Source organism: Salmonella sp. 741265073_HBA (assembly GCF_046569105.1).
Taxonomy (GTDB): Bacteria; Pseudomonadota; Gammaproteobacteria; order Enterobacterales; family Enterobacteriaceae; genus Salmonella; species Salmonella enterica.
Genome location: NZ_JBKFRY010000007.1, coordinates 88914 through 115266 on the forward strand (window position 1 = coordinate 88914; position 26353 = coordinate 115266).

At 54.2% G+C, this 26353-nt stretch carries 20 protein-coding genes; 8 read left to right on the top strand and 12 right to left on the bottom strand.

Annotated elements, in window-relative coordinates:
* Positions 1-14: 14 nt before the first annotated feature.
* Positions 15-1625, bottom strand: a complete 1611-nt coding sequence (cueO, locus tag ACLD3P_RS11820) for a multicopper oxidase CueO (protein WP_000946047.1) — start codon at positions 1623-1625, stop codon at positions 15-17.
* A 201-nt stretch (positions 1626-1826) separates the two neighbouring features.
* On the opposite strand from cueO, the gene ACLD3P_RS11825 reads away from it, so the two are divergent.
* The 3 genes from ACLD3P_RS11825 (at position 1827) to speD (ending at position 3956) form a co-directional block, all read left to right on the top strand.
* A complete protein-coding gene (locus ACLD3P_RS11825) occupies positions 1827-2174 on the top strand; it encodes a YacC family pilotin-like protein (protein ID WP_000846613.1) in 348 nt (115 codons plus the stop codon).
* 106 nt (positions 2175-2280) lie between these two features.
* Complete coding sequence (gene speE / locus ACLD3P_RS11830; RefSeq protein ID WP_079841608.1) at positions 2281-3141, top strand: polyamine aminopropyltransferase; 861 nt, start codon at positions 2281-2283, stop codon at positions 3139-3141.
* A 20-nt stretch (positions 3142-3161) separates the two neighbouring features.
* The gene (speD, locus tag ACLD3P_RS11835) at positions 3162-3956 is read left to right on the top strand and encodes an adenosylmethionine decarboxylase (protein WP_000734276.1); all 795 of its coding nucleotides are present in this window, start codon (positions 3162-3164) and stop codon (positions 3954-3956) included.
* Positions 3957-3985: 29 nt separating this feature from the next.
* Here speD and ACLD3P_RS11840 read toward each other — a convergent pair whose 3' ends face one another.
* From ACLD3P_RS11840 to acnB, 6 genes are all read right to left on the bottom strand, one after another.
* Positions 3986-4753 (bottom strand): DeoR/GlpR family DNA-binding transcription regulator, encoded by a 768-nt coding sequence (locus ACLD3P_RS11840; protein ID WP_000678254.1) that lies wholly within the window; start codon positions 4751-4753, stop codon positions 3986-3988.
* Between the two features lie 9 nt (positions 4754-4762).
* On the bottom strand, positions 4763-5746 hold the full coding sequence (locus ACLD3P_RS11845) for a D-threonate 4-phosphate dehydrogenase (RefSeq protein WP_000448749.1): 984 nt from the start codon (positions 5744-5746) through the stop codon (positions 4763-4765).
* Positions 5736-7007: a four-carbon acid sugar kinase family protein gene (gene dtnK, locus ACLD3P_RS11850; RefSeq protein ID WP_411006444.1), complete on the bottom strand. Its 1272-nt coding sequence runs from the start codon at positions 7005-7007 to the stop codon at positions 5736-5738. Before dtnK ends, ACLD3P_RS11845 begins: the two co-directional genes overlap by 11 nt.
* Positions 7004-7957 carry a 2-keto-3-deoxygluconate permease 1 gene (locus ACLD3P_RS11855; protein WP_001022089.1) on the bottom strand — a complete coding sequence of 318 codons (954 nt, stop codon included), beginning with the start codon at positions 7955-7957 and terminating at the stop codon, positions 7004-7006. The genes dtnK and ACLD3P_RS11855 overlap by 4 nt, the downstream gene beginning before the upstream one ends.
* A gap of 234 nt (positions 7958-8191) precedes the next feature.
* Positions 8192-8554, bottom strand: a complete 363-nt coding sequence (gene yacL / locus ACLD3P_RS11860) for a protein YacL (RefSeq protein WP_000384308.1) — start codon at positions 8552-8554, stop codon at positions 8192-8194.
* Between the two features lie 187 nt (positions 8555-8741).
* A complete protein-coding gene (gene acnB, locus ACLD3P_RS11865; protein WP_000888949.1) occupies positions 8742-11339 on the bottom strand; it encodes a bifunctional aconitate hydratase 2/2-methylisocitrate dehydratase in 2598 nt (865 codons plus the stop codon).
* Positions 11340-11727: 388 nt separating this feature from the next.
* Here acnB and ACLD3P_RS11870 point away from each other — a divergent pair, with 388 nt between their 5' ends.
* Both ACLD3P_RS11870 and ACLD3P_RS11875 read left to right on the top strand, forming a co-directional pair.
* On the top strand, positions 11728-13323 hold the full coding sequence (locus tag ACLD3P_RS11870; protein WP_000174511.1) for a DUF3300 domain-containing protein: 1596 nt from the start codon (positions 11728-11730) through the stop codon (positions 13321-13323).
* A gap of 12 nt (positions 13324-13335) precedes the next feature.
* Positions 13336-14127 carry a DUF2950 family protein gene (locus tag ACLD3P_RS11875; protein ID WP_000757447.1) on the top strand — a complete coding sequence of 264 codons (792 nt, stop codon included), beginning with the start codon at positions 13336-13338 and terminating at the stop codon, positions 14125-14127.
* A gap of 37 nt (positions 14128-14164) precedes the next feature.
* Here the strand turns inward: ACLD3P_RS11875 and ACLD3P_RS11880 are convergent, their stop codons facing one another.
* The 5 genes from ACLD3P_RS11880 to pdhR form a co-directional block, all read right to left on the bottom strand.
* Complete coding sequence (locus tag ACLD3P_RS11880; protein WP_000765368.1) at positions 14165-14449, bottom strand: hypothetical protein; 285 nt, start codon at positions 14447-14449, stop codon at positions 14165-14167.
* Between the two features lie 288 nt (positions 14450-14737).
* Positions 14738-16162 carry a dihydrolipoyl dehydrogenase gene (lpdA, locus tag ACLD3P_RS11885; protein ID WP_001529952.1) on the bottom strand — a complete coding sequence of 475 codons (1425 nt, stop codon included), beginning with the start codon at positions 16160-16162 and terminating at the stop codon, positions 14738-14740.
* Between the two features lie 200 nt (positions 16163-16362).
* Positions 16363-18252, bottom strand: coding sequence for a pyruvate dehydrogenase complex dihydrolipoyllysine-residue acetyltransferase (aceF, locus tag ACLD3P_RS11890; RefSeq protein WP_000963591.1), 1890 nt, complete (start codon positions 18250-18252; stop codon positions 16363-16365).
* Between the two features lie 14 nt (positions 18253-18266).
* A complete protein-coding gene (aceE, locus tag ACLD3P_RS11895; RefSeq protein ID WP_411006445.1) occupies positions 18267-20930 on the bottom strand; it encodes a pyruvate dehydrogenase (acetyl-transferring), homodimeric type in 2664 nt (887 codons plus the stop codon).
* Positions 20931-21089: 159 nt separating this feature from the next.
* A complete protein-coding gene (pdhR, locus tag ACLD3P_RS11900; protein WP_000331771.1) occupies positions 21090-21854 on the bottom strand; it encodes a pyruvate dehydrogenase complex transcriptional repressor PdhR in 765 nt (254 codons plus the stop codon).
* A 562-nt stretch (positions 21855-22416) separates the two neighbouring features.
* On the opposite strand from pdhR, the gene aroP reads away from it, so the two are divergent.
* The 3 genes from aroP (at position 22417) to ACLD3P_RS11915 (ending at position 26310) form a co-directional block, all read left to right on the top strand.
* Positions 22417-23790: an aromatic amino acid transporter AroP gene (gene aroP, locus ACLD3P_RS11905; RefSeq protein ID WP_001539002.1), complete on the top strand. Its 1374-nt coding sequence runs from the start codon at positions 22417-22419 to the stop codon at positions 23788-23790.
* A 163-nt stretch (positions 23791-23953) separates the two neighbouring features.
* Positions 23954-25360, top strand: coding sequence for a glycoside-pentoside-hexuronide (GPH):cation symporter (locus ACLD3P_RS11910; RefSeq protein WP_000357539.1), 1407 nt, complete (start codon positions 23954-23956; stop codon positions 25358-25360).
* Entirely contained in the window at positions 25360-26310 is a 951-nt protein-coding gene (locus ACLD3P_RS11915) for a family 43 glycosylhydrolase (RefSeq protein ID WP_411006446.1), read from the top strand. Before ACLD3P_RS11910 ends, ACLD3P_RS11915 begins: the two co-directional genes overlap by 1 nt.
* Positions 26311-26353: the final 43 nt, after the last annotated feature.

Here is a 26353-nt window from a genome sequence, read left to right on the forward strand (position 1 = left end):
GTCACAGACATCGATTAGACCGTAAATCCTAACATCATTCCCGTATCTTCATGTTCTAACAGATGACAGTGCGCCATATAGGCATGTTCCTTCGGCGCGTCGTGATCGAACTTGACCAGCACTTCGCTGATACCGCCCTCAACGCGTACCGTATCCTTCCAGCCCGTTCTGTGCGCCGCTGGCGCTTTGCCGTTCTCTGACAGAATACGGAACTGCGTGCCGTGAATATGGAAAGGATGCAGCATCATGTCGCCCACGCCGGAAATCACCCAACGTTCATGTCGGCCTTTTTGCGCCGCGAACATCGGTTTGTTCATATCGAAGACCTGGCCGTTGATAAAGTTAGCGTTATGGAAGTCGAATTTTCCGCCGTGATTCATATTGCCCATCGCGCCATGATTCATCCCGCTGTGATCCATGTTGCCATGATCCATCTCGCCATGCCCCATATTGCCGCCCTGCATATGCGCGTTCATGCTGTCATGATCCATGCCGCTCATCGCCTGAGCGCCATATTTCTTCATCAGCATTTGCATCCCCATCATATCAAGGCGCGGGTCCATCGACAGTTTCAGGTTGCGCACCGTCAGCCCTTCCAGCGACGGCAGCGCCGGCATCGTCGTCAACGTATCCGGCAGCGTACCGGAGGCGGTAATCCGCAGCGGCTGGATACGCATCACCGGATGCGGTTTATCAAACGGAGCGATCGCCATTCCCATCTGGCTGACCGGCAGGGTCACCAGATCAAAGGCTTTCCCGTCGCTGATATCCACCAGCACTTCAAAACGCTCGCCCATTAATAACGGCAGTTCGGTGACTTTCACCGGCTCCGCCAGCAGGCCGCCGTCGCTGGCGATCACATAAAGCGGGCGATTATCGCTGGCGGCGATATTCAGCGAACGCGCATTACAGCCATTTAGCAAGCGCAGACGTAGCCAGCCTTTCGGCGCGGAATGCTGCGGATAGATAGCGCCATTGGTCAGCAGCGTATCGCCAAACCAGCCGACGGCGGCGGTCATAATATCCAGTTGATAATCAATCTGGCCATCGGCGGAGAAGCGTTTGTCCTGAATGATCACCGGCACATCGTCGATGCCCCACTGTTTCGGCAGGCGCAATTTGCGAATCTCGTCATCTTCAATCAGCACCAGCCCGGCAAGGCCCATCGCCACCTGGCGCCCGGTTTTGCCGTGTTTGTGCGGATGAATCCAGCAGGTCGCGGCGCGTTGCTCCGGCGTAAACGTCACCGTGCGGGTTCCGCCTGCGGGAATAATCCCCTGCGGGCCGCCGTCGACGATGCCCGGAATCTCCAGACCATGCCAGTGAAGCGTCGTGTCTTCGGCCAGTTGGTTATGGATATCAACGGTCACACTTTTTCCTTTGTGAAGCTGTACCGCTGGCCCCAGCAAATTACCGTTGTAGCCCCAGGTTGTCGCGTTCTTACCGGCGAATGTAGACTGTCCGGCTTTAACAATTAACTGCATACGGTTGCTCGCATCTGCCGTTAACAGGTCAGGAATAGGCAACGCGGGACGTTCGGCAGCAAAAGCGGCGCGGCTCCACAGCGGCAGCGCTGATGCAACCCCCAGCGCCACTGAATATTTTAAGAAATCACGGCGTAACATAATCATTTCCTTATAATGAACAGGCGGGTGTCTAAGCTTAGACCCTGCCCTAACGGGAAGGTCAAGCCAGCAACACGTCTTTACCATTCCTGACAGCAATACAATAAGAATGAAAACGCCGCGACCAATCCTGATAATAAAAGTCGTCGCTACGTTCTCAGTATGCTAACGTTGACTTTCCCTGATGCCGTGGTAGAAGCAATGAAGACGTTTTTCAGACCCGTGTTGTTTGGCAGCCTGATGGCCTTATGCGCAAATAGCTATGCGCTTACTGAATCCGAAGCTGAAGATATGGCCGATTTAACGGCGGTTTTCGTTTTTCTGAAAAATGACTGTGGTTACCAAAATTTACCCAACAGTCAGATTCGCCGTGCGCTGGTCTTTTTTGCCCAGCAAAATCAGTGGGACCTGAGTAACTACGACACCTTCGATATGAAATCGTTGGGCGAAGACAGCTACCGCGATCTTAGCGGCATCGGTATTCCGGTCGCTAAAAAATGCAAAGCTCTGGCCCGCGATTCTCTGAGCCTGTTAGCCTACGTTAAATAATCCTCCGCGATCCTATTGCTGAAATAATGACCGTGCATCCACGGTCATTGTTAGCTATGATGTTGCGCCCTTTTTTTACGGGTGTTAACAATGGAGGTATCAGCCAATGGCCGAAAATACGATGTGGCATGAAACGCTACACGACCAGTTTGGTCAATACTTTGCCGTAGACAACGTTCTGTATCATGAAAAAACCGATCACCAGGATTTAATCATCTTTGAAAACGCCGCTTTTGGCCGCGTGATGGCGCTGGACGGCGTGGTACAGACCACCGAACGCGACGAGTTTATTTATCATGAAATGATGACCCACGTCCCGCTGCTGGCGCACGGTCATGCGAAACACGTTCTGATTATCGGCGGCGGCGACGGCGCAATGCTACGTGAAGTTACCCGGCATAAAAACGTCGAAACCATCACCATGGTGGAGATCGACGCTGGCGTAGTCTCGTTTTGCCGCCAGTATTTACCCAACCACAATGCCGGCAGCTACGACGATCCGCGCTTTACGCTGGTGATCGACGACGGCGTGAATTTCGTCAATCAGACCCATCAGACCTTTGATGTGATCATTTCCGACTGTACCGATCCGATAGGCCCCGGCGAAAGCCTGTTTACCTCCGCCTTTTATGAAGGCTGTAAGCGTTGCCTGAATCCGGGCGGCATTTTTGTCGCCCAGAACGGCGTGTGCTTCCTGCAACAGGATGAAGCGCTCGACAGCCACCGCAAGCTGAGTCATTACTTCAGCGATGTCGGCTTCTACCAGGCGGCGATTCCGACCTATTACGGCGGCATTATGACCTTCGCCTGGGCGACGGACAACGACGCTCTTCGTCACCTGTCGAGCGAAATTATTCAGGCGCGTTTTCATGCCGCCGGCCTCAGATGTCGCTATTACAACCCGGCTATTCATGCCGCTGCATTTGCGCTACCGCAATATCTACATGACGCACTGTCCGCACAGTGACGTTAAGGAGGTGATAAAAATTGAAAAAGCTGAAACTGCATGGCTTTAACAATCTGACGAAAAGCCTGAGTTTTTGTATTTACGATATCTGCTACGCCAAAACCGCAGAAGAGCGCGATGGCTATATCGCCTATATCGATGAACTCTATAACGCCAACCGACTGACCGAGATCCTGTCGGAGACCTGCTCCATTATCGGCGCGAACATCCTGAACATCGCCCGTCAGGATTATGAACCCCAGGGCGCCAGCGTCACGATTCTGGTGAGCGAAGAGCCGATCGACCCGAAACTTATCGATCAAACCGAACATCCCGGCCCGCTGCCGGAAACCGTGGTGGCGCACCTCGATAAGAGCCATATCTGCGTGCATACCTATCCGGAAAGCCATCCGGAAGGCGGGCTTTGTACCTTTCGCGCCGACATCGAAGTGTCAACCTGCGGGGTGATTTCACCGCTAAAAGCGCTCAATTACCTGATCCACCAGCTAGAGTCCGATATTGTCACCATCGATTACCGCGTGCGCGGCTTTACGCGCGACGTCAACGGTATGAAGCACTTTATCGATCATGAGATTAATTCTATTCAGAATTTTATGTCGGAAGATATGAAGTCGCTGTATGACATGGTGGATGTAAACGTGTATCAGGAAAATATTTTCCATACCAAGATGCTGCTTAAAGAGTTCGATCTTAAGCACTACATGTTTCACACCAAACCGGAAGATCTCACTGAAACCGAACGCCAGGAGATCACCGCCGCGTTGTGGAAAGAGATGCGCGAGATTTACTACGGCCGCAATATTTCTGCGGTCTGATTCACCACTGGCAGCGCCTGACGGCGCTGTCACTCCGGCTGCACCAGCGTTAGCGCAAAAGCGCGCCCTTTCAGTTCAACCTGCGCTGACGGCGGCAGATTGACGTCGGTAATCACATCATTAAAGCGCTCAAGCGGCACCACATTAAAGAGCGAATGCGCGCCATACTTACTGCTGTCCGCCAGCAACACTTTGCGCTGCGCATTAGCAATAATCTCCTGTTTAAGCCCGGCCTTATCTTCCGTTGGGGTCGTCACGCCCGTTTTTACCCCCCATGAATTACAGCTCATAAACGCGATGTTCGGATACACGCTACGCAACAGCTTACGCCCATGCTCACCGATACAGGACTGACTGCTGTCATCGATACGACCGCCGACAATCGTCACTTCAATTTGCCGGAACTCAGCTAAAAACAGCGCAATATGCAGATCGACGGTGATGACCCGCAGCGGAAGATGGGTTAAGCATTTCGCCAGCTCCATCATTGTCGTACCGGCATCCAGCACGACGGCATCGCCAGCATTCACCAGCGATGCGGCAACGCGTGCGATCGCCCGTTTTTCAGCAGGCGATCGCAGTTGTTTTTCATTGGTGGTGGGCTGGGCGGGTTCAAAACGCCGCAGCGCCACGCCGCCATGACTACGGCTGATCACGCCCTGCTCATCCAGCTTGATCAAATCGCGACGGATAGTGGCTGGTGATGCGTCAACCGCCTCAACCAGCTGTTCTACCGTAACCAGCGTATGGTTTTTCAGATACGCCACAATGAGATCCAGACGGTGTTGTCCTTTCATAACAGGGAATTATGCCAGTTGCATTGCCAGTTTGATCGATACGGCCATGCTCTCAGATTTTGCTTTTCCCGTCCAGGCGATATCAAATGCGGTGCCATGATCGGCAGAGGTCCGAATAAACGGCAGCCCCGCGGTGATATTCACGCCATCATAAAAGCCAAGCAATTTCAACGGGATATGCCCCTGGTCATGATACATCGCCACCACCATATCATACTGCCCCTCATAAGCCTGGAGAAATACAGTATCCGGCGGGCACGGCCCATAAACGTCCATACCTTTTGCGCGGGCATCGGTAATGGCTGGCGTCAGGATACGCGTCTCTTCATCGCCAAACAGGCCATTCTCGCCCGCATGAGGATTCACGCCTGCCACGGCGATACGCGGTTTAACGTAACCCACACGCTTGAGGAAAGTATCAGCAATACCAATCACCGTTTCGACACGCGTGGTACTTAACGTATCAAGGAATTTACGCAGCGCGATATGCGTTGAAACGTGAATCACTTTTAGTTTATCGGTGTAAAGTACCATCGCGTAATCGCGGCTATGGGTCAGGGTCGCGAGCAGCTCGGTATGGCCCGGATAGTTGTGCCCCGCCAGGTGCAGCGCCTCTTTATTCAGCGGCGCGGTAGCAATAGCCTGTACGTCGCCCCGTAGCGCTAACTCGGTGGCGCGCTTCACGCAGCGATACGCTAAATCCCCCGCCTGCGCCTGAACTTTCCCGGCCTCCAGCGCCTCCGGCTGCGCCAGCGGCTCATCAATCACATGAATGATGCCGGGCGCAAAACGCGCTTCGGCGACCCGTTCAATGGCCCGTAACTCGACGTTCGGCGTGATGCCCTTCGCCTGTAAACGTTTCAACGTTGCGAGGCATCCAATAACCACCAGCGGCGCGCCGTTGAGACCGTCTTCGCTTAGCGCTTTAACAATAATTTCCGGCCCAATGCCCGCTGGATCGCCCATGGTAATGGCAACGGTTTTAGTCTCCACAATACATCTCCTCAATATAATAAAGCGCGTCACACAACGTACTGTCTGAACCGAATCCGCCCGCTTTGGTAATGACCGGCAGATCGTCAATTTCGCTGTTTACAAACGTTCCACAGGGAATACAGGGCGCCACCTCGCTCTGAATGCGATAACCTTCAGCGCCAAGCGCGCCGGCGACGGCGGTAGCGATATCGCCGCCGGTCAGAAACAGCCCGCCAATCCGCGCCTGCTCAATAATGTTTAACGTGACGACGCCAAGCCGCTGGCTCAGTCGCTCGCCCAATTGCTGACGGCTCATCGCGGATTTTTCGCACAGCGCGTCGATTAACTGTCGATCTTCTGCGCGACGGCTGGTGCGTAAAATCGTATGTCGATGCTGACTTAACAGCGTGCAGGCCTGCTCTACGACAGACGCGATTTCCTGCTCCGCGCTATCCGACACCATGCGCGCGGCATCAATATCCACGACCTCCGCACGTCCCCGGCACAGCGCATTATCCACCTGACGTCGCGTGGCTTCGCTCATCGAACCGGCTACCACCAGTACCGGCAGCCGCTGCCGGTCTTGCATAAAAAGTTCAACCGGCAACGCATTCGCCAGACCAGCTGCGCCGACGAGCAGCGGCATCGACGGTTGTTCGCACGCCGCTTGCGCAATCAACGTCAGGTCCCGCTCTTCCACCGCATCCACGACGATAATCCCTTCGCCCTCAGCCGCATAAGCCGTAAGTAAGGCGCTTAACCCGCCGCGTCGGACATCCTGCAAAAAGACTTCATACACAGGGATCTCACTTTGCAACGCCACTATCTCGGCAATGCGGGAAGAGACAATGGGCGTTTTCGGATCGCTGGCAAATTCGGTTTCCAGTAGCGGGACGCCATTAACCAGACATTTTCCTTCAAGCGTCGTGCGTCCGGCCGCAGGGATCGCGGCGGCGATAACGGCCAGTTTTCGCTGACTGGCGCGCATGGCCGCCGTCACTTCGGCGCCGATATTGCCGCGAAATGTAGAGTCGATTTTTTTGTACACCAGCGGCGCTGACGATGTCTCACACCACGGGGAAAGCGCGGCATAAACGGCAGATGCCGCCTGATCTGCGGGCATCGCCCGGCTTTCGGTGTTAATGACTAACACATCGGCGCGGCGGGACGGTTTTTGCGACGCGCTCAACATGACTTCCGTTCTCGCCCCCTTCTTCGCCAACTGGACACCGGTATCATTCGATCCGGTAAAATCGTCGGCGATGACTATCATTTTCATGCGTTTTTCTCCAAAGAAGCCTGACGCGCCTGTTTTTTCGCAACCCAGGAGGTCAACACTGGCGTCAGGATTGCCGTGGTGATCACCGAGGCGGCAATCAGCGGAGCGGCAGCAGCGGCCACCTCGGCGAGCGAAGGGTCGGCCTGCGCAATAGCCAGCGGCGTCGCAACGGCATTACCCGCGGTGCTGGAGGCCGCCGCCCCGGCAATGCCAGTTCCGCCAACCAGACGATCTGCGCGGATATTAAAGAAACCGCCAACAAACGTTGTCAGCACGCCGAGCAGAATTCCGGCAAGTCCGCCTTGCAGTAACATTTCCAGGTTGATGCCCGCCCCCAGCGCAAAAGCAAAGAAAGGAATGAGCAGCGGGCCGCCTTTGGTCAAAAAATCGCGCATATGAGGATCAAGATTGCCGAGGATCATGCCGACAACCAGCGGAACCAGCACCGCCACCAGCGCCATAATGGGAATGTTCGCCATCCCTGCCGCGCCCAGCGCAATCATCGTAAAGAAAGGGCCATCATTAAGAGACAAAATAGAGATAGCGCCGACGTCGCGCTCATTGCCGAATTCGCCTACCAACGCAGCATAAAGTCCGCCATTCGAATTGCTCATCGCCGCGATAATCGCCACGCCGCTCAGGCCAAAAATACCCTCCGCGCCGAAAAGATGCTCCACGCCCAGGCCAATGCCGATGGCGACAAGCAACTTAGTGAGCGTAATCGTCCCGCCCTGCAATAACGCCTGGGGCGCGGCTTTCACACTGATACCGGCTCCCATACACAGCAGAAAAGCGCCAATCAGCGGCGCCGCGCCGTTTTTAAATAAGGCGGTGGTAAAACCGCCGATCTCAAGCGCCTGTGGAGCGAAGGTGTTAATGACTGCGCCAATAACGAGCGGTACGACCATCATGCCGCCGGGTACGCGCTCTATTGCTTTTTTGATGTTCATGGTCTTACCGCCTGTTGCTTGTTGTGATTGAATAAAATCATAACGATTATATTCAATCAAATTAAGATCACAAACGCGTCAGATCACAGTTTTAAAATGATTAATAAAAATCAAAAAATCATTCTGCAATAAAAAAGCCGGGATACTCCCGGCTGGAATGTGTGGTGATTTCGTTTCCACTACCGCCCCCAACTGTCCGTCGACTGGCGTTACGGGACAATAACGAAGAGAGGGTCAGGCTTTACTGACGAATTCCCGATACGCGGCGACGACCCGTAGAAAATCCTCCATGCCGCACAGGGATAAACTCTCTTCATCGTAATAACTCATCCCCTCTTCCATCTCATCGCCGGAAAAATCCAGCTGATTGGCGCGAATCATCACCTCTTCGCCATCCATCCAGATCGTGTATTCATGCCCTGCTCGTTGCCAGGAGCGTTCGCTGCCTTTGACCGTACGCGCGGCTTGTTCTACTTCATCCAGTAGCGATAGGTTGTCTTTAACCTCTTCATTAAACCAGTGACCGACCACCTCGTGGCCCATCGACATTCGTACTTTTACCCCTCCGGTAACGTCGCGCAGAAATTCGTAATCCATAATGTGTTCCTCTGCAAAGCCCTTACAGTCATTATCGCAGCAGCGGAGAAGAAAAAAAGCGGGAACAGCAGGCGGAATGAAAATAAAAACCCACCGCAGTTGCGATGGGTGTTGTAGGCCCGGTAAGCGTAGCCGCCACCGGGCAATAAGAGGCGTAGGCATGGTAAGCCTGACGCCGTCAGGCAAATTACACCGCAGTCTGGAAAATCACGCCGTCCGCTTTCTCAGTGTACTGAGAGAGCTGGTCGAAGTTCAGGTAACGGTAGGTATCCACCGCCGTCTTATCTACCTGCGCCACAAAGGTCTGGTACTCTTCCGGCGTCGGCAGTTTGCCGATCAGCGCCGCCACCGCCGCCAGCTCCGCAGAAGCCAGGAAGACGTTCGCACCGGTACCTAAACGGTTCGGGAAGTTACGGGTAGAGGTAGAGACCACCGTCGCGCCGTCGGCCACACGCGCCTGGTTACCCATACACAGGGAACACCCCGGAATTTCGATACGCGCGCCACTCTTACCGAACACGCTGTAGTAACCTTCTTCGGTGAGCTGCGCGGCGTCCATACGGGTTGGTGGCGCTACCCACAGGCGGGTTGGCAACTGGCCTTTGTGGTTATCCAGCAGCTTACCAGCCGCGCGGAAATGGCCGATGTTGGTCATGCAGGAGCCGATAAACACTTCGTCGATCTTCTCGCCCTGCACGTCAGACAGCAGACGCGCGTCGTCCGGATCGTTCGGCGCACACAGGATTGGCTCTTTGATATCCGCCAGATCGATGTCGATCACCGCCGCGTACTCTGCGTCGGCATCGGCTTCCAGCAACTGCGGGTCCGCCAGCCATTTTTCCATGCCCTGGATACGACGTTCCAGCGTACGACGGTCGCCGTAGCCTTCGGCAATCATCCACTTCAGCAGGACGATGTTGGAGGTCAGGTATTCAATGATCGGCTCTTTGTTCAGCTTGATGGTACAGCCTGCCGCGGAACGCTCGGCGGACGCATCGGTCAGCTCAAATGCCTGCTCAACTTTCAGATCCGGCAGACCTTCGATTTCCAGGATGCGGCCAGAGAAGATGTTTTTCTTGCCTTTCTTCTCAACGGTCAGCAGGCCCTGTTTGATGGCGTACAGCGGGATGGCGTGTACCAGATCGCGCAGGGTGATGCCCGGCTGCATTTTGCCTTTGAAGCGCACCAGCACCGATTCCGGCATATCCAGCGGCATCACGCCGGTCGCGGCGGCAAACGCCACCAGACCAGAACCCGCCGGGAAAGAGATACCAATCGGGAAACGGGTATGGGAGTCGCCGCCGGTCCCCACGGTGTCCGGCAGCAGCATACGGTTCAGCCAGGAGTGGATAACGCCGTCGCCCGGACGCAGAGAGACACCGCCACGGTTCATAATGAAGTCCGGCAGCGTGTGGTGCGTGGTGACGTCAACCGGCTTCGGATAGGCTGCGGTGTGACAGAACGACTGCATGACCAGATCGGCGGAGAATCCCAGACAGGCCAGGTCTTTCAGCTCATCGCGGGTCATCGGGCCAGTAGTATCCTGAGAACCGACGGAGGTCATTTTCGGTTCGCAGTATGCGCCCGGACGGATACCTTTCACGCCGCAGGCGCGACCGACCATTTTCTGCGCCAGCGAGAAGCCACGGCTGCTTTCCGCCACGTCTTTTGCCTGACGGAATACATCAGAGTGCGGCAGACCCAGCGCTTCACGCGCTTTGGTGGTCAGGCCACGGCCGATAATCAGTGGAATACGGCCACCGGCGCGTACTTCGTCGATCAGCACGTCGGTTTTCAGTTCGAAGGTTGCCAGCAGTTCATCGGTTTCATGATTGCGCACTTCGCCTTTGTACGGGTAGACGTCAATCACATCGCCCATATTCAGGTTAGAAACGTCAACTTCAATCGGCAGTGCGCCCGCATCTTCCATAGTGTTAAAGAAGATAGGCGCAATTTTGCCGCCGAGGCACAGACCGCCGCCGCGCTTGTTCGGCACGTTCGGGATGTCATCGCCCATGAACCACAGCACGGAGTTGGTCGCGGATTTACGGGAAGAACCGGTGCCCACCACGTCACCCACGTAGGCCAGCGGGTAGCCTTTTTTCTGCAATGCTTCGATTTGTTTGATCGGGCCAACAACGCCTGGCTGATCCGGCTCAATGCCTTCACGGGCGTTTTTCAGCATCGCCTGCGCATGTAACGGGATATCCGGTCTCGACCACGCATCCGGCGCCGGAGAGAGATCGTCGGTATTCGTTTCGCCGGTCACTTTGAAAACAGTGACGGTGATTTTTTCCGCCAGCGGCGGGCGGCTCAGGAACCATTCGGCGTCAGCCCAGGATTGCATCACCTGTTTGGCGTATTCATTGCCCGCTTTGGCTTTCTCTTCTACGTCGTAGAAGTTATCGAACATCAGCAGGGTGTGGGACAGCGCTTTGGCCGCAATCGGCGCCAGTTTCGCATCGTCCAGCGCATCAATCAGCGGATGAATGTTGTAACCACCCTGCATAGTGCCCAGCAGTTCAATGGCTTTTTCTGGGGAGACCAGCGGGGAGGTGGTGTCGCCTTTCGCGACAGCAGCGAGAAAACCGGCTTTAACATAAGCGGCTTCATCTACGCCAGGAGGAACGCGGTTGATCAACAGGTCTAACAGGAATTCTTCTTCGCCCACAGGCGGGGTCTTCAGCAGCTCGACAAGCGCAGCCATTTGGGTTGCGTCTAAAGGTTTTGGCACAATCCCCTGGGCAGCACGCTCAGCTACGTGCTTACGGTATTCTTCTAGCACGACGATATCTCCTCGCTCTCATTGTCATAATGCGGCGCTTTTGTTGATGGGCGATTCTCTTCACGCTCCTGTGAGACAGTAGTTAGTAGGGTAAATGCCCGGTACCGCATACGGCACAATAACAGGATTTTCTTTAAGTGTTAATCTGTTTACAAAAAAGCAACATAAAAAAGTGGCTGAATCGTTAAGGATGGTCTAATGCTCTACTGAGACGGGAGCTGCAGCCATAAATGCTTACCTCATTTCGTGCTTTGATCGTCACATAACGTTATCGATCCCAACATTAGCTAAAAATTAAACTATCGTCCCTTTATACTCACGCGAAACTGCACCCCGTCGGCGGCAGGCATAATGACCATAGCGATTCTCTGGAATCGGGAGAGATAAAATGACGTTGCCCTTTAAACCCCATCTCATTGCCCTTGTCTGCAGTGCCGGGTTATTTGCCGCTTCGGGCGTACTGTATGTTAAAAGCCGCGCTCCCGAAGCGCCCGCGCAGGCGGCGGCTCCCGCCCCTGAGCCAACGCAGACCGCTGTGCCCGCGCCTGTCGCGAAAACGACCTTTACCACTGCGCAAATCGATCAATGGGTCGCGCCTGTCGCGCTTTATCCCGATGCCCTGCTTTCGCAGGTGCTCATGGCCTCCACCTACCCGGCGAACGTGGTTCAGGCCGTCCAGTGGTCGCGAGATAACCCCACGCTGCAGGGCGATGCCGCTATTCAGGCGGTGGCCAGCCAACCGTGGGATCCCAGCGTCAAATCGCTGGTCGCCTTTCCCCAGTTGATGGCGCTTATGGGCGAGAATCCGCAATGGGTGCAAAACCTGGGCGATGCGTTCTTAGCCCAGCCACAGGATGTGATGGATGCGGTGCAAAGGTTGCGTCTGCTCGCTCAACAAACCGGTTCGCTAAAATCAACGCCGCAGCAAACCGTCACCAGCGTGCCGAAGTCCAGCGCTTCTAGCGCCGTCACGACGACAACCACCACATCCGCCAGTACGCCAGCGACACCGTCGACCGTCATCAAAATTGAACCCGCGAATCCGCAGGTGGTGTACGTGCCGAACTATAACCCCGCGACGGTGTATGGCGCCTGGCCCAATACCGCTTATCCGCCGGTGTATTTACCGCCCCCTCCGGGACAGCAGTTTGCCGATAGTTTTGTTAAAGGTTTTGGTTATAGTCTGGGCGTCGCCACCACCTATGCGTTGTTCAGCAGCATAGACTGGGATGACGACGATCATCACCACCATGACGACGACCATCATGATGATGATTACCATCATGGTGGTAACGGTTATCAACACAATGGCGATAATATCAATATCAATGTCAATAATTTCAACCGGATATCCGGGCAAAACCTGCCGGGCCAAACGATGGGCTGGCAGCATAATCCCGCCTGGCGCAATGGCGTCCCCTATCCGAATAATACCGTTGCGCAACGGTTCCATCCCACCAATGTTAGCGGCGGGTTAAGCGCAACGCAGCAAGCGCCAGTGTCTCGCGACAGTCAGCGCCAGGCGGCCATGACGCAATTCCAACAGCGCAGCCATACGGCGAACGCTTCTTTGCCAGCGCCAGGCACCCGCGATGCCCAGCGTAAAGCGGCCTCACAACAATTAAATCAGATAGCCCGGCGTAATAATTATCGCGGTTATGACAATCAGTATGACAGCGCGCGTCGACAGACGGCGCAGCAGCATAGCGCGACGCTGAAATCCCAGACGCAGCAGCATCCCTTATCGCAGCAACAGCGTAACGCGGCGCATCAGCGGATCGCGTCCTCTACGCCACAGCAGCGTCAGGCATTTCGCCAGAATATGCACGCCAATGTGTTTAGCGGGAACGACAGTCGATCGCCGTCATGGCAATCGCAACAGCTACGCGGCCTGGAAAGCCGTCGCGGCAGCCACTTAAACACCGAGCAACACGCCGCCGCGCGGGAACATTTTTCTGAACATCATGAATTTCATCGCCGTTAACCGGAGCAGATAATGAAAAAGGTTATGTTAAGCGCTCTGTTACTGTCGTTACCCTTGCTGGGCTACGCGCAGGAACGGTTCCCCTCCCCGGAAGCGGCCGCCAGCGCCTTCGCCGCGGCGGTAGCCGGAAAAAACGAAACGCAGCTTACCGCGCTACTGGGCGATGACTGGCGGCAATTTCTGCCGCCGGAAGGCGCCGATCCCGAGGCCGTGGCCCGCTTCAACCGTGACTGGCGCGAAGGCCATCGCATTGTACAAAAAGACAATACGGCGCACCTGAATGTCGGACGAGAAGACTGGCAGCTCCCGGTGCCCATGGTGAAAGAGGCTGGCGGCTGGCGCTTTGATATGGCGGCAGCCGGGAATGAGATCCTCACCCGTACTATTGGGCGAAATGAACTTTCTACCTTACAGGCTATGCATGCTTACGTTGATGCACAGCAGGACTATTACTTACAAAACCATCGCTGGGCGCACAGGATAATCAGTAGCGAAGGCCAAAAAGATGGCCTGTACTGGCCAACCAAAGCAGGCGACGCCCCCAGTCCCTTAGGCCCAAACTTTAGCCCCGCAGCGCCAGATGAGGGTTACCACGGCTACCATTTCCGTATTATCAGCGATAACGACGGTCACGGCGCGGCGCTTCTGGCCTGGCCGATGCATTACGGCGAAACCGGGGTGATGAGTTTTATGGTCAACCAGGACGATCGTATTTATCAGGCGGATTTAGGCAAAGAGACGGAGAGTAAAGTTCAGGCTATCACGCGTTTTGCGCCAGACGCGCAGTGGCAGGTCGCCGAATAACCCGTAAGCGCCTGGCGTTATCGCCAGGCCATGATCATTAGCCCTGATGCGGCATTAATTCCGGGTGGCCTTGTACCGGCGGTTTGTTGCTGGTCAGCGCGGCTTCATCAGCCTGAATGCTGCCGGAATTGGCCGCCCATACGCCTTCATGCGTGTGGGTGATCTGCTGATGCTGCGCATTCAAATCCTCGCCCATTGCCGCAATATGCGTACTTTCCGTACCGCCGCTGTTAGTCGCCCAGGGGATGACGGGATCGCTGGCAAATGCCATGCCGGAGATCAACGTCGCGGTTAGCACTGCTGTTGTCAGAAAAAGTTTCATATATCAAACCTCATAATTAGCTCGCTATTATTTTATAGCGTTACTAATTTCAGGGTGATGACAAAGTAAGGAGAGGTATTTCTTATGAAACAATTAGTTGGTCGAAAATGACTGACAAAGGCACTACCGACGGCATAAGGTTTGAAAAGCGCACTGCTGCGGAAAAGATAAATTTTGCGGTTTCGTTATCCTTCGCCATCATTTGACACATCTGATTTGCCATGCATAAAAAAAGCGGCTGTAAAGCCGCTTTTCTGTGTCGAATGGCGCATTGCCACCTACAGAAGATTATTTCTTCTTCGCTTTCGGGTTCGGCAGGTCAGTAATGCTACCTTCGAAGATTTCCGCCGCCAGGCCCACGGACTCATGCAGAGTCGGGTGCGCATGAATGGTCAGCGCGATGTCTTCCGCGTCACAGCCCATTTCGATCGCCAGACCGATTTCACCCAGCAGCTCGCCGCCGTTGGTGCCGACAATCGCCCCGCCGATCACGCGGTGAGATTCTTTGTCGAAAATCAGTTTGGTCATACCGTCTGCGCAGTCAGAAGCGATAGCACGGCCCGAAGCAGCCCACGGGAAGGTGGCGGTTTCGTAGCTAATGCCTTTTTCTTTCGCTTCTTTCTCAGTCAGGCCAACCCATGCAACTTCTGGTTCAGTGTACGCGATGGAAGGGATAACTTTCGGATCGAAGTAATGTTTCTTACCGGCGATAACTTCAGCGGCAACGTGACCTTCGTGAACACCTTTATGCGCCAGCATCGGCTGACCGACGATATCGCCGATAGCAAAGATGTGCGGCACGTTGGTGCGCAGCTGTTTGTCAACGCGGATGAAGCCACGGTCGTCAACTTCCACGCCAGCTTTGCCCGCATCGAGGTTTTTGCCGTTCGGTACACGACCGATCGCCACCAGAACCGCATCATAACGCTGCGCTTCAGCCGGGGCTTTTTTGCCTTCCATCGAAACGTAGATACCGTCTTCTTTCGCTTCAACGGCAGTCACTTTGGTTTCCAGCATCAGGTTGAATTTCTTGCTGATGCGCTTGGTGAAGACTTTAACGATGTCTTTATCAGCCGCCGGGATAACCTGATCGAACATTTCAACCACGTCAATCTCTGAACCCAGCGCGTGGTATACGGTACCCATTTCCAGACCGATGATACCGCCGCCCATGACCAGCATACGCTTTGGCACTTCTTTCAGTTCCAGAGCGTCGGTAGAATCCCATACGCGCGGGTCTTCATGCGGAATAAACGGTAATTGGATCGGACGAGAACCTGCCGCGATGATCGCGTTGTCGAAGTTGATCACGGTTTTGCCGTTTTCGCCTTCAACTTCCAGGGTGTTCGCCCCGGTGAATTTACCCAGACCGTTGACCACTTTCACCTTACGGCCTTTGGCCATACCCGCCAGACCGCCGGTCAGCTGCGTGATCACTTTCTCTTTCCAGGTACGAATCTTGTCGATATCGGTTTTCGGCTCACCGAAGACGATACCGTGTTCAGCCAGCGCTTTGGCTTCTTCGATAACTTTTGCTACGTGCAGCAGCGCTTTAGAAGGGATACAGCCGACGTTCAGACAAACACCACCGAGGGTGCTGTAGCGTTCTACAATTACGGTTTCCAGACCTAAATCAGCGCAACGGAAAGCGGCAGAATAGCCTGCCGGGCCCGCCCCAAGTACCACGACCTGAGTTTTGATTTCAGTACTCATCATGACCTCTTTATTTGTATCCGGCGGTCTGGGGTACTTGATCGCCCATCATCCACCGGGTCGTTCTATCCGCCCGTATCTTACAAAATTGTTAACAATTTTGAAACAACAAACGGATCACGAATTATCGCTTTCGCTAATAACCTCACAAACTCCATGAGATTATCAAAAAAAAGCCGGCCGTCGGGCCGGCTTTTTCATTACATCACCAGACGGCGAATGTCAGACAACATATTGTTGATAATGGTAATGAAACGCGCACCATCAGCACCATCGATCACACGGTGGTCGAAGGAAAGAGAGATAGGCATCATCAGACGCGGCACAAACTCTTTCCCATTCCACACCGGTTCCATCGCCGACTTAGAAACGCCGAGGATAGCCACTTCCGGCGCGTTGACAATCGGCGCGAAGTGGGTAGTTCCCAGGCCGCCGATGCTGGAGATAGTGAAGCAACCCCCCTGCATTTCGCCAGCGGTCAGCTTACCATCACGCGCTTTTTTGGAGATGGTGGTCAGTTCACGAGACAGCTCGGTCACGCTCTTCTTATTCACGTCTTTAAAGACCGGAACCACCAGGCCATTCGGGGTATCAACCGCCACGCCGATGTTGATGTATTTCTTCAGGGTCAGACGCTGACCGTCTTCGGACAGAGAGCTGTTGAAGCGCGGCATCTGTTCCAGAGCAGCGGCAACCGCTTTCATGATGAAGACCACTGGCGTGTATTTCACGTCCAGTTTGCGCTTCTCAGCTTCGGCGTTCTGCTGTTTACGGAACGCTTCCAGATCGGTGATATCGGTTTTGTCGAAGTGCGTAACGTGCGGGATCATCACCCAGTTACGGCTTAGATTCGCGCCAGAGATTTTCTGGATACGGCCCAGTTCCACTTCTTCAACTTCACCAAACTTGCTGAAGTCCACTTTCGGCCACGGCAGCATACCCGGGATACCACCGCCCGTAGCAGCCGGCGCAGCTTCCGCGCGTTTGATAGCGTCTTTCACGTAAGCCTGAACGTCTTCGCGCAGAATACGGCCTTTACGACCGGTGCCTTTCACTTTCGCCAGGTTGACGCCAAACTCGCGCGCCAGGCGGCGAATCAGCGGGGTAGCGTGAACGTAAGCGTCGTTTTCAGCGAACTCAGACTTGCCTTCGGCTTTGGCAGCAGGGGCAGCTGGCTTCTCAGCTTTCGCCGCCGGAGCCGGTGCCGCCGCTTCCTGTTTAGCCGGAGCGGCCGCAGGCGCTGCGCCTTCTACTTCGAAGACCATAATCAGAGAACCGGTTTTCACTTTATCGCCGGTGCTGATTTTGATTTCTTTCACGGTACCCGCGAACGGCGCAGGCACTTCCATGGAGGCTTTGTCGCCTTCCACGGTGATCAGCGACTGTTCAGCGGCAACTTTATCGCCGACTTTGACCATCACTTCGGTGACTTCAACTTCGTCGCCGCCGATATCCGGTACGTTAACGTCTTTCACGCCCGTCGCTGCCGCTGGAGCAGCCGCAGCCGGAGCGGCTTCCGCTTTCGCTGGTGCTGCGGCAGGCGCTGCGCCCGCCACTTCGAAGACCATAATCAGAGAGCCGGTAGACACTTTATCACCGGTGTTCACTTTGATCTCTTTCACGGTGCCCGCGAACGGCGCCGGCACTTCCATAGAGGCCTTGTCGCCTTCGACGGTGATCAGCGACTGTTCAGCTTCGACGGTGTCGCCCACTTTCACCATCACTTCAGTCACTTCAACTTCGTCACTGCCGATATCCGGAACGTGAACGTCTTTCGCCGCTGCCGCAGCAGGTGCTGCTGCCGGCGCCGCTTCTTTCTTCTCTTCTGCCTTAGCAGGTGCAGCGTCAGCTGCACCGTCGGCGGAATCGAAAATCATGATAAGTGCACCGGTCTCGGTTTTGTCGCCGACAGAGACTTTAATCTCTTTCACGACGCCAGCCTGCGGAGACGGGACTTCCATAGAGGCTTTGTCGCCTTCTACGGTGATCAGCGACTGTTCAGCTTCAACTTTGTCGCCCACTTTGACCAGAATCTCGGTGATTTCAACTTCATCTGTCCCGATGTCCGGTACTTTGATTTCGATAGCCATTATTCTTTTACCTCTTACGCCAGACGCGGGTTAACTTTATCTGCATCGATGTTGAATTTGGTAATCGCATCCGCTACCACTTTCTTGTCGATTTCGCCACGTTTAGCCAGTTCGCCCAGCGCTGCAACAACCACATAAGAAGCATCAACTTCGAAGTGGTGACGCAGGTTCTCACGGCTGTCGGAACGACCGAAGCCATCCGTACCCAGTACGCGATAGTCGTCAGCCGGTACGTAAGTACGAACCTGCTCGGCGAACAGTTTCATATAGTCAGTAGATGCCACTGCCGGAGCGTCGTTCATCACCTGAGCGATGTACGGAACGCGCGGGGTTTCCAGCGGGTGCAGCATGTTCCAGCGTTCACAATCCTGGCCATCACGCGCCAGTTCGGTGAAGGAGGTCACGCTGTACACGTCAGAACCTACGCCGTAGTCGTTCGCCAGAATCTGTGCCGCTTCACGCACGTGACGCAGGATAGAACCGGAGCCCAGCAGCTGAACTTTACCTTTGCTACCTTCGAGGGTTTCGAGTTTGTAGATACCTTTACGGATACCTTCCTCGGCACCTGCTGGCATGGCCGGCATGTGGTAGTTTTCGTTCAGGGTGGTGATGTAGTAGTAAACGTTCTCTTGTTTCTCACCGTACATACGCTCCAGACCATCATGCATGATGACAGCCACTTCGTAAGCGTAAGCCGGGTCGTAAGAGATACAGTTCGGGATAGTCAGCGACTGAATATGGCTGTGACCATCTTCGTGCTGCAGACCTTCGCCGTTCAGCGTTGTACGACCGGAAGTCCCGCCGATCAGGAAGCCGCGAGCCTGCTGGTCGCCAGCCTGCCAGCACAGGTCGCCGATACGCTGGAACCCGAACATGGAGTAGTAGATGTAGAACGGGATCATCGGCAGATCGTTGGTGCTGTAAGAGGTCGCCGCAGCCAGCCAGGATGCGCCTGCGCCCAGCTCGTTGATACCTTCCTGCAGAATCTGGCCTTTCTCGTCTTCTTTGTAGTAAGCAACCTGCTCACGGTCCTGCGGGGTGTACTGCTGGCCGTTCGGGCTGTAGATACCAATCTGACGGAACAGACCTTCCATACCGAAAGTACGCGCTTCGTCGGCGATGATCGGAACCAGACGCTCTTTGATCGACTTGTTCTTCAGCATCACGTTCAGAGCACGCACGAAAGCGATAGTGGTGGAAATCTCTTTGCTTTGCTCTTCCAGCAGCGCGCCGAAATCTGAAAGTTGAGGCAGCTCTAACTTCTCGGTGAAGTTCGGCTGACGGCTTGGCAGGTAGCCATGCAGCGCCTGACGGCGTTCATGCAGGTATTTGTGTTCTTCAGAACCTTCCGGGAAGGTAATGTACGGCAGTTTTTCGAGATCAGCATCGGCAACAGGCACGTTGAAACGATCGCGGACGTAACGCACGCCGTCCATGTTCATTTTCTTAACCTGGTGAGCGATATTTTTACCTTCCGCGGTGTCGCCCATGCCGTAACCTTTAATGGTATGGGCCAGGATTACCGTCGCTTTGCCTTTGGTTTCCTGCGCTTTTTTCAGTGCCGCGTAGACTTTCTTCGGATCGTGACCACCACGGTTCAGCGCCCAAATCTGCTCGTCAGTCCAGTCGGCCACCAGCGCGGCGGTTTCCGGATATTTACCGAAGAAGTGCTCACGTACGTAAGCGCCGTCTTTGGATTTGAAGGTCTGGTAGTCGCCGTCAACGGTTTCGTTCATCAGTTGGATCAGTTTACCGCTGGTGTCTTTACGCAGCAGCTCATCCCAACGACCGCCCCACATGACTTTGATAACGTTCCAGCCAGCACCTGCAAAGATGCCTTCCAGTTCGTTAACAATCTTGCCGTTACCGGTGACCGGGCCGTCAAGACGCTGCAGGTTACAGTTGATAACAAAGACCAGGTTGTCCAGTTTTTCACGGGTGGCGATGGTGATAGCGCCTTTGGATTCCGGCTCGTCCATCTCGCCGTCGCCGAGGAAGGCGTAAACGGTCTGTTTAGAGGTATCTTTCAGGCCGCGGTGTTCCAGATATTTCAGGAATTTCGCCTGGTAGATAGCACCGATTGGGCCCAGCCCCATAGAGACGGTCGGGAACTGCCAGAATTCCGGCATCAGTTTCGGGTGCGGATAGGAAGAGAGGCCATTACCGTGAACTTCCTGACGGAAGTTATCCATCTGTTCCTGGGTCAGACGACCTTCCAGGAACGCGCGAGCGTAGATGCCCGGAGAGATGTGGCCCTGGAAGTACACCAGATCGCCGCCATCCTGTTCGTTGCGCGCACGGAAGAAATGGTTGAAACAGACATCATAGATCGTGGCGGAAGACTGGAAGGACGCCATGTGGCCGCCCAACTCAAGGTCTTTTTTAGACGCGCGCAGCACGGTCATGATGGCGTTCCAGCGGATAGCAGAACGAATGCGACGTTCCAGCTCCAGATTGCCCGGGTATTCCGGTTCGTCTTCAACGGCAATAGTGTTGATGTAATTACTGGCCCCTGCGCCTGCCGCGACTTTCACGCCGCCTTTGCGAGCTTCAGAAAGCAGTTGGTCAATCAGATACTGAGCGCGCTCAACACCTTCTTCACGGATGACCGATTCGATCGCCTGTAGCCAGTCGCGAGTTTCGATCGGATCCACGTCATTTGGGAAACGTTCTGACATGGGGGTATTCCTTATCTATCTAATACGTTGAGTTATCTGGAACCTGTCCCATTAAACTTTCGTCAGAAAGCTTAATAAGACAGGTTCTGCGTTTAGTTGCCGCGCACATTTTTACGCGTTATTCACAACATCTTCTGGTTAACGTTCTGCCAGAAAAAACTAATTCTTGCGCTGCTCCAGACGGCGTAAGGCGCGTTCACGACGGCTCTCCTCACGGCTTCTGTCCAGCATAATCTCTTCGATAAACGCCAGATGGCGGTGTGACGCTTCACGCGCTTCTTCTGGTTTTCCGGCCATAATGGCTTCAAATATACGGGTGCGATGCGTACTCACCAGCGGCAGCATCTCCCGACGCGCATACAGCAATTCGAAGTTCTGCCGCACGTTTTGCGCCAGCATCGGCTCCATACACCTTAGCAGATGAAGCAATACCACGTTGTGCGCCGCTTCGGTGACGGCGATTTGATACTGGAGCACGGCTTCGGACTCGGCATCCAGATCGCCGGACTCTTGCGCCAGCTCAATAGCGTGGTGCAGCTCGCGAATACGGTCTTTATCTTCGTCGGTGCTGCGCAGCGCCGCGTAATAAGCCGCAATGCCTTCCAGCGCATGGCGCGTTTCGAGCAGGTCAAACTGGGATTCAGGGTGATCGGAGAGCAGTTCCACCAGCGGGTCGCTAAAGCTCTGCCACAGGCTGCTCTGCACGAAGGTTCCGCCGCCCTGGCGACGAAGCAACAATCCCTTCGCTTCGAGACGTTGAATCGCCTCGCGCAAGGAGGGACGGGAGACGTCGAACTGTTTTGCCAGTTCACGTTCCGGTGGGAGTTTTTCTCCGGGACGCAATGTTCCCTCAAGGATTAAAAACTCCAGCTGCTGCTCGATCACATCGGAGAGTTTTGGTTGGCGGATTTTGCTGTAGGCCATGATTTCCTGTCTTAAGCCATTTGCCCGGAGTCAATTGGTCTTACCAATTTCATGTCTGTGACGCTAAAGTAACAAAGTATTCACCTTCTGTCCATACAGGTTTTGATTGAAATCAGTAAAGGAGGCACATTTTAACAATTTTACAGAAATCATGTTTCAAAACTGTAACTGTGCACAAATGTTAAATTTACCCACCAGGAGGTAGATTTAACGTATTTGAAACGATAAAAAATCTCATCTGAACCGATTCAACAGCAGATTAAATGCATTTATATGCATAAATAACGAATAGAAATAAATTAACCTCTGCAAGGGAAAATAAAAGGAGGTATTTACAAGTGCTTTCTTTTTACGCAACTCGTCATCACCCCTGCACAAAGCAGGTGCATTCGCGGTCACATACCATTATTCTGATCAAGACGAAAGAGTTGAAGTGACATTTAAAAAAACGAATCTGTAAATAAATAAATACAAAAAGCGGAATTGCAAACTTACACACGCACTACTGCATCGTTCAAAATAAGCGCGTTATAAATAAACCGCGCCCGATACACGAGGTTTTATGATGGACAGTCAGCAGCACGGCGAGCAGCTCAAGCGCGGCCTGAAAAACCGCCATATTCAGCTTATCGCATTAGGCGGCGCGATAGGGACAGGCTTGTTCCTGGGAAGCGCCTCCGTTATTCAGTCGGCGGGGCCAGGAATTATCCTGGGCTATGCGGTTGCAGGCTTTATTGCCTTTCTGATTATGCGCCAGCTGGGGGAGATGGTGGTTGAAGAACCGGTCGCCGGCTCTTTTAGCCACTTCGCCTATAAATACTGGGGCGGCTTTGCCGGATTCGCTTCCGGCTGGAACTACTGGGTACTGTACGTATTAGTTGCCATGGCGGAACTGACCGCAGTGGGTAAATATATCCAGTTCTGGTATCCGGAGATCCCCACCTGGGCCTCTGCGGCAGCCTTCTTTGTGATTATTAACGCCATCAACCTGACCAACGTTAAAGTGTTCGGTGAGATGGAGTTTTGGTTCGCCATTATTAAAGTGATCGCCGTCATCGCTATGATTCTGTTCGGCGCGTGGTTACTCTTCAGCGATACCGCTGGTCCGCAAGCCACCGTGCGCAACCTGTGGGAACAGGGCGGCTTTCTGCCGCATGGCTGGACCGGGCTGGTGATGATGATGGCCATTATTATGTTTTCGTTCGGCGGACTGGAGCTGGTAGGGATCACCGCCGCTGAAGCCGATAACCCGGAACAGAGCATCCCCAAAGCCACCAATCAGGTTATCTATCGCATCCTGATTTTTTATATCGGCTCGCTGGCGGTTCTGCTTTCGCTGCTGCCATGGACGCGCGTCACCGCCGATACCAGCCCGTTTGTCCTTATCTTCCATGAGCTGGGCGATACGTTTGTCGCCAATGCGCTGAATATCGTGGTTCTCACCGCCGCGCTATCGGTTTATAACAGCTGCGTTTACTGCAACAGCCGTATGCTGTTCGGTCTGGCCCAGCAGGGAAATGCGCCGAAAGCGCTGCTGAACGTCGACAAACGCGGCGTGCCGGTGAGCTCCATTTTGGTTTCCGCCGTCGTGACGGCGTTGTGCGTGCTGCTCAACTACCTGGCTCCAGAGTCCGCATTCGGACTGCTGATGGCGCTGGTGGTCTCCGCGCTGGTCATTAACTGGGCGATGATTAGCCTTGCCCATATGATGTTCCGTCGCGCGAAACAGCAGCAGGGCGTGAAAACCCGCTTCCCGGCCCTGTTTTATCCGTTCGGCAACGTTCTCTGTCTGCTGTTTATGGCGGCGGTATTGATCATTATGCTGATGACGCCAGGTATGGCGATCTCCGTGTGGCTGATTCCGGTATGGCTGCTCATCCTGGGCGTCGGCTACCTGTGTAAAGAAAAAACGGCAAAAACGGTGAAAGCCCACTGATCGTGGCGTTACTTTTCCGCCCTCCCCGTCCGGGGAGGGTGTTATCTGCCTCACAGTTTCCCACGTATAACCATTTTATCCATATCAGCGGCGTGATCCTGCTACGCAAATAAAAGCTCGCAGGCGAATAATTACCGCCATCATCTGATGGGGAGAAGTCTCAATGGATAAGGGCAGACTTTCGGTAAGAGAGAAAATCGGGTATGGCATGGGTGACGCCGGATGTAACATTATTTTTGGCGCTATCATGCTGTTTGTTAATTATTTTTATACGGATATTTTTGGTCTTGCCCCGGCGTTAGTCGGTGTTTTACTCCTTTCAGTACGCGTTATCGATGCCGTTACCGATCCGGTGATGGGCGCGCTTGCCGATCGTACCCAAAGTAAATATGGTCGTTTCCGCCCCTGGCTACTGTGGATTGCATTTCCCTACGCGCTGTTCAGCGTGCTGATGTTCACGACGCCGGACTGGGGCTATAACAGCAAAGTTGTCTATGCTTTCGTCACCTATTTTCTGCTTTCTGTGACCTACACCGCCATCAATATTCCCTATTGCTCACTGGGCGGCGTGATCACCAATGATCCAAAAGAGCGCGTGGCCTGTCAGGCTTATCGCTTCGTGTTAGTCGGCATCGCGACGCTGTTGCTATCGTTAACGCTATTGCCGATGGTGGACTGGTTTGGCGGCGGCGACAAAGCCAAAGGCTATCAGTTGGCGATGACCGTGCTGGCGATTATCGGCATGGGTATGTTTCTGTTCTGCTTTGCCAGCGTCCGCGAACGCGTTCGCCCTGCCGTTCCGACGCACGATGATATGAAGAATGATTTCAAAGACGTGTGGAAAAACGATCAGTGGGTACGCATTCTGCTATTGACCTTATGTAACGTCTGCCCGGGGTTTATCCGTATGGCGGCGACCATGTATTACGTCACCTGGGTGATGGGACAAAGCACCCATTTCGCTACGCTTTTTATTAGCCTTGGCGTGGTCGGTATGATGATCGGCAGTATGCTGGCAAAAGTCTTAACCGATCGCTGGTGTAAATTGAAGGTATTTTTCTGGACCAATATCGCGCTGGCGATTTTCTCCTGCGCGTTCTATTTCTTTGATCCGAAAGCCACCGTGATGATAGTGGCGCTCTACTTCCTGCTCAATATTCTGCATCAGATCCCTTCCCCGTTGCACTGGTCGCTGATGGCGGACGTCGATGATTACGGCGAATGGAAAACCGGCAAACGCATTACCGGTATTAGCTTCTCCGGTAATCTGTTCTTCCTGAAACTGGGCCTGGCGATTGCCGGGGCGATGGTCGGCTTTTTGCTCTCCTGGTACGGTTATGACGCCAGCGCCAAAGCGCAAAGCGCCTCGGCGATGAACGGTATTATGCTGTTGTTTACCGTTATCCCCGGCGTTGGCTATCTGATTACCGCAGGCGTGGTACGTCTGCTGAAAGTTGACCGTGAACTGATGAAAAAAATCCAGGACGATTTGGAAAAACGTCGCACTAATTACCGCGAATTGAGTGAGTTGCAGGAGCTCAAAGCCGCTGAAAGCGTAAGGAAAGCCTGATGGCAAACTGGCCAAACCCGTTTATTGAACAACGTGCCGATCCGTTTATTTTACGCGACGGCAGCGATTACTACTTTATTGCCTCCGTACCAGAATATGACAGGCTGGAAATCCGCCGGGCTAATTCGCTGGAAGGGTTGCGCGCCGCCGACCCCGTTGTCGTCTGGCGTAAACAGGAAAGCGGCCCGATGAGCCAGCTCATCTGGGCACCGGAACTTCATCATCTGGCAGGCAAGTGGTACATCTATTTTGCCGCTACCCATACTCAAGCGCTTGATAAGCAGGGAATGTTCCAGCACCGCATGTTTGCCCTGGAGTGTGCCGATGCCGACCCACTCACCGGCAAGTGGACGGAGAAAGGTCAAATTAAAACACCGTTTGATACCTTCGCCCTCGATGCCACCACTTTTTATCATCAGGGAAAACAGTGGTATCTGTGGGCGCAAAAAGCGCCGGATATTGCCGGTAACTCAAATATTTATCTGGCTGAACTGGAAAACCCGTGGACTCTTAAAGGCGAGCCGGTAAGACTCAGTAAGCCAGAGTACGACTGGGAGTGTCGGGGTTTTTGGGTTAACGAAGGTCCGGCCGTCGTGGTGCATGGCGACAAGCTGTTTATCAGCTATTCGGCCAGCGCCACCGATGAAAACTACTGTATGGGGTTACTGTGGATTAACGTAAACGACGATCCGCGCGATCCGGCCAACTGGCATAAATCACCGCGCCCGGTCTTTACCACCAGCTATGAGAATCGCCAGTATGGGCCGGGACACAACAGCTTTACGCAAACGCCGGAAGGTGAAGATGTACTGGTGTACCACGCGAGAAATTACACCGAAATTGAAGGCGATCCGTTGTACGATCCCAACCGCCATACGCGTCTGAAACGGGTGCGCTGGGACGAAAACGGGATGCCTGATTTTGGCGTACCGCCAGCCGATACGATCTAAGCCGTTGCACTGCCCGGTGGCGCTAACGCTTACCGGGCCTACA

Excerpts from the sequence above, each read along its gene's own strand:
- aceE (WP_411006445.1), bottom strand. The coding sequence starts at position 20,930 with ATGTCAGAACGTTTCCCAAATGACGTGGATCCGATCGAAACTCGCGAC.
- ACLD3P_RS11840 (WP_000678254.1), bottom strand. The coding sequence starts at position 4,753 with ATGAAAGGACAACACCGTCTGGATCTCATTGTGGCGTATCTGAAAAAC.
- yacL (WP_000384308.1), bottom strand. The coding sequence starts at position 8,554 with ATGGATTACGAATTTCTGCGCGACGTTACCGGAGGGGTAAAAGTACGA.
- ACLD3P_RS11910 (WP_000357539.1), top strand. The coding sequence starts at position 23,954 with ATGGATAAGGGCAGACTTTCGGTAAGAGAGAAAATCGGGTATGGCATG.
- cueO (WP_000946047.1), bottom strand. The coding sequence starts at position 1,625 with ATGTTACGCCGTGATTTCTTAAAATATTCAGTGGCGCTGGGGGTTGCA.
- lpdA (WP_001529952.1), bottom strand. The coding sequence starts at position 16,162 with ATGAGTACTGAAATCAAAACTCAGGTCGTGGTACTTGGGGCGGGCCCG.
- ACLD3P_RS11915 (WP_411006446.1), top strand. The coding sequence starts at position 25,360 with ATGGCAAACTGGCCAAACCCGTTTATTGAACAACGTGCCGATCCGTTT.
- ACLD3P_RS11825 (WP_000846613.1), top strand. The coding sequence starts at position 1,827 with ATGAAGACGTTTTTCAGACCCGTGTTGTTTGGCAGCCTGATGGCCTTA.
- dtnK (WP_411006444.1), bottom strand. The coding sequence starts at position 7,007 with ATGAAAATGATAGTCATCGCCGACGATTTTACCGGATCGAATGATACC.
- ACLD3P_RS11880 (WP_000765368.1), bottom strand. The coding sequence starts at position 14,449 with ATGAAACTTTTTCTGACAACAGCAGTGCTAACCGCGACGTTGATCTCC.
- pdhR (WP_000331771.1), bottom strand. The coding sequence starts at position 21,854 with ATGGCCTACAGCAAAATCCGCCAACCAAAACTCTCCGATGTGATCGAG.
- ACLD3P_RS11875 (WP_000757447.1), top strand. The coding sequence starts at position 13,336 with ATGAAAAAGGTTATGTTAAGCGCTCTGTTACTGTCGTTACCCTTGCTG.
- ACLD3P_RS11855 (WP_001022089.1), bottom strand. The coding sequence starts at position 7,957 with ATGAACATCAAAAAAGCAATAGAGCGCGTACCCGGCGGCATGATGGTC.
- speE (WP_079841608.1), top strand. The coding sequence starts at position 2,281 with ATGGCCGAAAATACGATGTGGCATGAAACGCTACACGACCAGTTTGGT.
- ACLD3P_RS11870 (WP_000174511.1), top strand. The coding sequence starts at position 11,728 with ATGACGTTGCCCTTTAAACCCCATCTCATTGCCCTTGTCTGCAGTGCC.
- aroP (WP_001539002.1), top strand. The coding sequence starts at position 22,417 with ATGATGGACAGTCAGCAGCACGGCGAGCAGCTCAAGCGCGGCCTGAAA.
- aceF (WP_000963591.1), bottom strand. The coding sequence starts at position 18,252 with ATGGCTATCGAAATCAAAGTACCGGACATCGGGACAGATGAAGTTGAA.